The sequence below is a fragment of the Nocardia noduli genome (assembly GCF_019038455.1).
GTDB classification, from domain to species: domain Bacteria; phylum Actinomycetota; class Actinomycetes; order Mycobacteriales; family Mycobacteriaceae; genus Nocardia; species Nocardia noduli.
The window spans coordinates 1-7,318 of sequence record NZ_JAFMPL010000186.1 but is presented as its reverse complement, the minus strand read 5'-3'; the positions used below and the strand labels follow the sequence as shown (position 1 = coordinate 7,318).

Genomic DNA, 7,318 nt, shown 5'->3' with positions numbered 1-7,318 from the left:
CTTCCTCACGATGTCTTCCGCGGAATGCCGCTTGCGTCCTGCCATGTCCTCAGTGTCCCTTCTCGGCCCTCACCAGGCCAAACAAGGACTCTAATACCGGGCGGTCCCATCTACGGGGTACGGCCCACTGGCGCTCAACGGTTCAGCGATAAGCGGGGATCTGTCGCACCCGGATCTTCCTTGTCACGGTGTCATGAATCTGAAAAGCATCGGCAACTTCGGCTCGCAGCTCGAATTCAACACCGATTTCGACACGAGCAGCCAATGCATCCGAGGAGGTGTGCATCGCCTGACGCTTATAAGTCGAGACGAGATGTTGTACGAGTGGCTAGCACCTGGCAGCAGTCGTATCGACTCGGGCCGCCTCTATCGTTCATGAGCAATATCTGACCTTCACCCGGGACCGCAGGCCCTACACCGGCAGCCGCGAAGACGATGACCTCAAGTCTGCCAGCGCAGCAGGTGCGACTTGTATTTTCGGCGGACAAACCGCAGTATCGAATGAGGTGTGACGTCAGCATGTTGTGAGAGGGGGACCCGCCTGAACATTCACGGTCTGTTTGGGTCGAAAATTGCCTCGTCTGCCTTGAGATTTGCCCCGCCAGCGCCGTGCTCGACGAGGAAGTCGAGCACGTTCAAACAGCGTTCCTTGACATCGACCGGTGAGCCGGTGCTGTAGATCGCGAGTACGATGTCGGTTACCTTATGCGCTTCGGATGCAGCGTGTGTGCTTATGTCGCCCGCACTGGGACCCCATTTGGTGATCCACTGCTCACACATCGCCAGTACGCAGTCCGGAAGTTCCCCAAGGCGCCGACTGAGCGCCTCCAAGACCATCGCCGGGGTCTCAGCGAACATTCTGGTACCAGAGATCTTTTCGAGCAGAGCAGCGTACTCGAGGAGCTGACCGTTCATGTACCGCACTACCCACGTGGTCTGTTCACGGACCTTGTCCGACTCATCGTTCATCAACTCCAGCAGCAACGTGTTCCCCGGAGTCGACCCCTCGGTGTCGCCGCGTATAGGCAGCTGGCTCACCAGTTGCGTCAAATAATCAGCGACGCCGATGCGGTCGTCGACCTCATCGAGAAATCGTTGCAAAATGGGTTGGCCGAATCCGGGCAACTCAACATCGTTGACCGCGAACAGTGTGGCCATTCGGGGTGCGAGGGACCGGGCCGGACCTGGTGGCGCGGCCGCGAGTGCGTGCAGCAGCTTTGCTGATACTTCCGGGTGTGTGTCCTTCAACTGCCACAAGAGCTGGGCAAGACCTGGGGCTTCGAGCCCGGCCGACGTTGAAGCGGTGAGCCATTGGTCAGCGAGCCTGGCTGTTAATTCAGCATCAGTGAACCATGCGCTTACCAAGGCTTGGGGCAAAAATACTCGTACCGACTCAGAGGGGTCCGTAGCGACCTTTTCGAGCAGCGGGCGCAGAAGCGCGAGTCTCTGGGGCCGCGTTGGCAGTGGAACAAGCAGCGAAGCAGCCGTATTGACTGCGACACCTCGGGGTTGACTCAGCCCCAGCCCCACGGGTGTGCCACCTTCGTCGTGCACCACTGGATTGCGATCAATGTCACAGATGCGGCTCGGTATAACGACGATGTCATCGGGGAGGTCGGATTGGTCCGCAAGTCGATGGATACAACGGGCTATGGCCATGTCGACGTCAGGATCGTGCGGCCGATCGATCGCATTGCGGATGGCTTCGCAGTACAGAGCAACCTCGGCACGCTCGAGAGCGTTTCCCGCCTGCTTTCGGGTTTCGGACGCGGCCGCAATCCCTTCGAGCACACCGGCGACCACCGCAGACGGAGCGTCGACAGGAAGTGCGATGAGCAGGCGGGCGAACACGGAAGGTGTGTCCTTCGCTGCGGCGCGAATTCCTCGTGCGTTGGCGAGCGCAGTGTCCTCCTCTTCTGCCTCGGTCGGCCAGTCCGCGATCAGTGCTGTCCATCCAGCAATATCGAGACCGGAGGGTTCTGGAACCGGCGAAGAACGCCAAGCGCTGATACTGACCGGTGGTGCAGGTTCGGGTGGTGCCACACCGAACACTGTGGTCAACTGGGCCAACCGACGCCGGAACTCATCGGGCAGTTCCACGCCGAGCGCCTTGTCCAACAAAGAAAGAACGATGTGCGCCTCCGCTGCGAGCGGAGTGTTCAGGTTCGCCGTTGTCTCGTGTTCTCGGCCTTCGCGAATCTGGTATGCGGCATCGACAAGTGACAATGCGTCCCGACGCTGTTCGTCAGATCCGACAACGGCCACCCTCGCGACGACTGCGCCCCAGGCCCAGCCCGGTGTGCTCCCACTGTCAAGACCGCGCACGCGAGGCTCGCTGATCCATTGCGCCGCATCATCGATCAGCGAGTCTGTTGCAGCACAGTAGCCGGCCGCGACGACGCGCTGCGCGGCGACGGTTTCGGAGCTGCGGAACAGATCGAGTACAGGTTTCAGAGCTGCGGGTGAACCTGTCACCGCAGTGACCGCGACAAGGAATGCGTTATCCGACTCTTGCTCTGGAGAGTCCGGAAAGTACAGTCGAAAGTCCAGGCGGAGTCCATTCGCAGGGTCAAGATCGGAGTCTGTCGGTGTCCAGCGGTGCTCGCTGCTGCCGCGTTCGTAGTCATCGAGCATGAGCTCGGCAAGCCGCTGCACGTACAGCAACGGGGTCTGCTCTGCACATCGCCGAAGTGCGGGACCCTGCCATCGGAAATCGCCGAGCAGGCCTTGTCGCGAGAATAGGGACTCGTTTGTGCCCTGTGCATCGGCGACTCGGCGCGCAACAGTGAGCCACGCTTCCACGGCATCGGCGGCCACGAGCGGGAACCGATCGATGATGCTGTCAACGGCGTACACCATGTCGGATCCGACGATCCTCTCCTTGATGCGCGAGAGAGCCTCGTTTGGAGCGTTTACAGAGTCGTCGGATTCGACTGCGAGCGCAATTGAACGATGTACGGCATCGACCATGCCTCGGAATAGCTGCAGAAGGGGGTGGCCAGTGCGGTTCGCACTTTCCAGCCCTGCGAGGAAGATCAGACGTGTGATTGCGCCATACCAATCGTCCACGCGATCAACCATTTTCACGATCGGAAGAGCGGCCTGCGCTGCCTCGTCCGGACGATATCTCGCCGCTTCGACAAGGAGGTACAACAGCACCGTGGCGGGAAGCTGTCGAACGGCAGCCAGCGAGGAGTGCGAAAGCGATGTCGTAGCACTGCAGTATGTTTTCGCAACAGCATCCAGCGCACCGCTGTCAGCCAGGTGTGCGGCGAACGGCTTCGAGACGAGCGCTCGGACAGCCTGGTGCCGCATCCGGTCGTCAGTATCCGCAGCGATGGAAAGAACGAGTAGTAGTTCGTCCTCGTTGACTTCCTGTTGGGTGCTGAGCAGAGACAGCACGGCAGCACGGATATGGGAACGGTTCGTGTGGTCCAAGACAGCGGTGAGATCGACGCAATATGCCTCAGGATCGTCACGTTCCAGGGTGAGGACGGCGCGGACCAATCCCCGGCGAGACAATAATTGTGGACCGTCTGCTAGCAGGTCCGCTGCGGTGCGTCCGTCTTCGAGAACTTTCAGTGCTACAAGGTACTCGTAGTAGGTCTCGTGGAAGAATCTGACGCGCTTCCGATCGCGCACGAGTACACCGTGATGGATCAGAACTCCGACGGTGTCTGCGATAGAAGACAGCCGGGTCTCGGCAACCGACAAAGTGCCGGAGCTGTACATCTTCTCCGCAATCAACAGCGTCGTCTCGGCAAACCTGTTGTGTCCGAGCTGGGGCTGACACTTGTCAGATTTCCACTTGTGATACCGGGCAAGTAGGTCCATACGGGACCGTATCGCCATCAACGAGAATCGCTCGCCATCTGAACTGTCGAGGACAGTCACGAACAGGCTCAGATTCAGCGGATTCCTGAGCAACTCCAACAACTTCGGCGCCATCGACGAGGTGTCGAGGCCAACGCGATCAAGGACCAACACGACCTCCCCTGGAGTAAGGTCTGCGAGTATCACTTGCTTCGGCGGATCGAGGTCACCCGCGCCGTCGATGCCGACGAGCCTGCGCAAGCGACCGTCGAATCTCAGATCCTCGCTGCGGCAAGCCATCACCAGAATCAGGTCGCCACTGGCCCGGAGCTCCTGCAGCATTTCCTCCACTGCCCATCGAATACCGTCACCTCGACCAGACAGCGTCGACATCGCATCTATCTGGTCGACAATCAGAACACCGACACGACCGGCTTTCGCCCGCGCAAGGACTGCCACCGGCGAGTCTCCGAATCCGACCCCTTCCTGAGTGCCCAACGCCTTGGCGGTGGGGGCAGGATCGGCGGCGTCCAAACGTATGACGCCCACAACCGTGCCCTTCCGCCGCAGTTCTGAAACTACTTGGGACAACACGTGCGACTTGCCCGTTCCCGGGGCGCCGGTCAGCATCACCGCAGCCGGAGGATCGGGGGCTGTCACGAGATCAACTATCTCGGCAGCTTCGCGCCGCGGGATCGCATCTAGCGAACGAGGTCGCTCGACTGCGGCGTGATGGATATATGTGTCAGCGACTCCTGCCATCCGACTGGCCAGATCAATCGCAGCGCCGCCGAGCGGCCCGTGACCGGCCTGTTTCAAATGATCCCACAAATGAACAGCGTCAAGTTCTTTGGGCGCTGTCTCCTTCAGCATGTGCCACAATGTGCCCACGACGTCGAGGGGATCGCCCTCTACTGTCGAGCGCAGACGGTCCAACGTCAGTCGCCTCAGAAGTTCATGCCCGATGACATCGAAACTCATCGAACGGAGACGCTCCTCCAGCACGTCGTCATCGATACCCCACTCCGACAGTAGCGCTGTATAAGCCTTCCTCTCGTCTGCGTTCAGGTCTCGGCGAAACTCATCACCGGATACCTTGATCGCCTTCGTGGCCAGCCCGCCGATCACTGACCGCTGCTCTGATACGAAAACAACACGGCAACCCACTGCTGTCATTTCCCTGAGGCCCGCCAGAAAACCGACTTCTCTCAATGCGTTCAAAGTCCACGTCGTCTTATGTGAACGTTTGCATTGATGACCTTCGGAATGACCATCCGTGACGTGCCCCGCGAGCTTGAACTCGATTGCATCCGCGCCAGGCGGCTCTACTCGCAACGTCGAGAAGGCACCTTCGAGCACCGGCAGAACACCGCGAAGAACAGTCCAGTAGCCCTCATAGAGGTCACCCAGCTTAGCCCCGAGTCCACCACCTACGGTGGTGGTAACTGTCGACGCCGACAGTTCGACACCTTCCCAATCGCCGCCCTCACTCATCCGTCATCGCCCTCTCGCCTACGTAATCGACGCTCGGAATGGCGTGGGAGTCCATAACCAGATCCACGCAGCGGTCACAGACCAGAATCCGACGCATCTCCAGGAGAAATCGAGCGACAGCCACCCAACGCCTCCTACCCGCTGAGGCTTCCCTGTTCCGATGGATCGTTCGACCATGTCCGATACAGCTTGTGGATTCCGTCGGTCTCGGCCAGACGTGCGGACCAGTCATCGCAGGCCGACTTGGCACCCAAGCTGATACAGGCTTCGACGACCTCTTCCAAACTGAACCGGGGGGTCGGGAGATGCGCCTTGAGATCCATCGACGGATGGATGTGCGGTCGATGCTCCGGACTGTTCCCCTCAGGGTGCCAATGCCACCGCAACTCCCATTCCCGATGCACAACCTTGTAGTTGTACATCCGCGTCGAAACCCGCAGCCTGCCCGCCGAGGTATCGAACCTCTCCGGATCCACAGCTACCAGCTCGAAATTCTGCTGAGCGTGCAGGACCCCGAAGTTCTTCAACTCCATCCCCTCGGGCCCGTTCAAGATCCAGGCACCGACATCGCCCACACGACTCACACGAGAAGCGACACGGATCTGCGCGTACCCGTCCAAACACCCCAGAGCCCGCCGCAACGGCTCGATGTAGTTCTGGACAGCTTCCTGCGCTGTGCGGCCCGGCACAGACCCTCCCGGATCAATTAGTCACGACGAGCGAACGGCAGCGCCATCGCCACCTCCGCCAGACCGGGAACATCGTCCCAGCTGACACCCTCGAAATCCCCACTGTCCCAACGACTCAGGAACTCACTGCCCGACACACCCATACACCGCCGGGCGATCTGGTCGAACAGATCGGCGCTGCCCTGATCATCCATCATCACGACTTCACTAGCCGAACCGGTTGCCGTGGTCACATCGCCCTCCTTCCGCCACACCCCATGTCTACCAGCAAGCACCGACAGATACCCGAACATCCCCACAACCACGCCATCCATTTCCCGTCACGACACAATCCCCACCCAGTCTATCGAACATACATTCGAAAGCGTGACGGCATGCACCCTTCACCGAGACTTCCACAAAGCTATTGCATCGCTCCCACGTTCCACCGAGCATGAACAGCAAACACCCAGACACCTCAGAGGCGGGCATGCCTCGGCGTCATGCCACCCGCCGTCGCCGCAATCAGCGTTTGACCGTCACGCACACCATCGACCACCTCGACGGTGAACAAGGCCGCCACCTCACCATCCTGCAAGCCCACGCCATCCAGGAGGTACTGCAATGGACCCGCACCCAACCAACCAGCACCAACCCGGAGACGACACCCGGCCCGGCGGCTCACCCGCCAGCACCCCGTCGGACGCGGTGAGTGTGCAGGAGTTGATCGCCAGCCTCACCACACCCACCCCCGACCAGATCACCCCCGTCATCCGTGCCGCCTTCGTCGGACGCACCTCCACCGACGACAACCAAGACCCCACACTGTCCATCCCCCGACAACTCTCCACCTGCGAAACCAAACTTGCCGGGCTGCCGGTGCAGGTGTCGATCGTGGCCCACTACTGGGACATCGAAACCGGACGACTCGACCTCGACGCCCGCGGACACTCGACTGCCCACCAACGCTTCGACATCCCCGTGCCTCGCGACGGCGGCATCACCGACCTCCTCACCGCCGCCGCGTCGGGGAAGGACCGCTTGTTCGATGTGGTGATCGCCGAACAGATCTCCCGCACCGCCCGCGACACCCGCGCCTCCACCGAATTCGAATACCGCTTGAAACAAGCCGACATCCAGTTGTGGTGCGCCAACGAACCCATCGAAATCACTTCGGGCGACCCCGCCGCCACCACCATGCTCCTACGCGGCATGAACCGCGCCATCGCCGACTGGTACGTCCGCAACCTCCTCGAACAATCACACGCCGGCACCCAACAACACATCAAAGCCGGATACAACATCGGCAAAACACCCCACGGATACACCGCCCACCGCATCCC

Annotated in this window: 6 protein-coding genes; 1 reads left to right on the top strand and 5 read right to left on the bottom strand. The window is 60.6% G+C overall.

All coding sequences use genetic code 11. The features are described from left to right. Positions 1 to 142: 142 nt before the first annotated feature. From JZ792_RS40320 to JZ792_RS40300, 5 genes are all read right to left on the bottom strand, one after another. The gene (locus JZ792_RS40320) at positions 143 to 286 is read right to left on the bottom strand and encodes a hypothetical protein (RefSeq protein ID WP_216918153.1); all 144 of its coding nucleotides are present in this window, start codon (positions 284 to 286) and stop codon (positions 143 to 145) included. 263 nt (positions 287 to 549) lie between these two features. Continuing rightward, positions 550 to 5,307 (bottom strand): NACHT domain-containing protein, encoded by a 4,758-nt coding sequence (locus JZ792_RS40315; protein ID WP_216918152.1) that lies wholly within the window; start codon positions 5,305 to 5,307, stop codon positions 550 to 552. Between the two features lie 134 nt (positions 5,308 to 5,441). Then, positions 5,442 to 5,882, bottom strand: coding sequence for a hypothetical protein (locus JZ792_RS40310; RefSeq protein WP_308165642.1), 441 nt, complete (start codon positions 5,880 to 5,882; stop codon positions 5,442 to 5,444). A 131-nt stretch (positions 5,883 to 6,013) separates the two neighbouring features. Next, positions 6,014 to 6,229 carry a hypothetical protein gene (locus JZ792_RS40305; protein ID WP_254191054.1) on the bottom strand — a complete coding sequence of 72 codons (216 nt, stop codon included), beginning with the start codon at positions 6,227 to 6,229 and terminating at the stop codon, positions 6,014 to 6,016. A 224-nt stretch (positions 6,230 to 6,453) separates the two neighbouring features. Then, on the bottom strand, positions 6,454 to 6,600 hold the full coding sequence (locus JZ792_RS40300; RefSeq protein ID WP_216918151.1) for a hypothetical protein: 147 nt from the start codon (positions 6,598 to 6,600) through the stop codon (positions 6,454 to 6,456). Between JZ792_RS40300 and JZ792_RS40295 the strand changes: the two genes are divergently transcribed. Beyond that, the coding region (locus JZ792_RS40295) for a recombinase family protein (RefSeq protein WP_216918150.1) at positions 6,600 to 7,318 on the top strand (719 nt) is incomplete at its 3' end. The two genes, JZ792_RS40300 and JZ792_RS40295, sit on opposite strands and share 1 nt — an antisense overlap.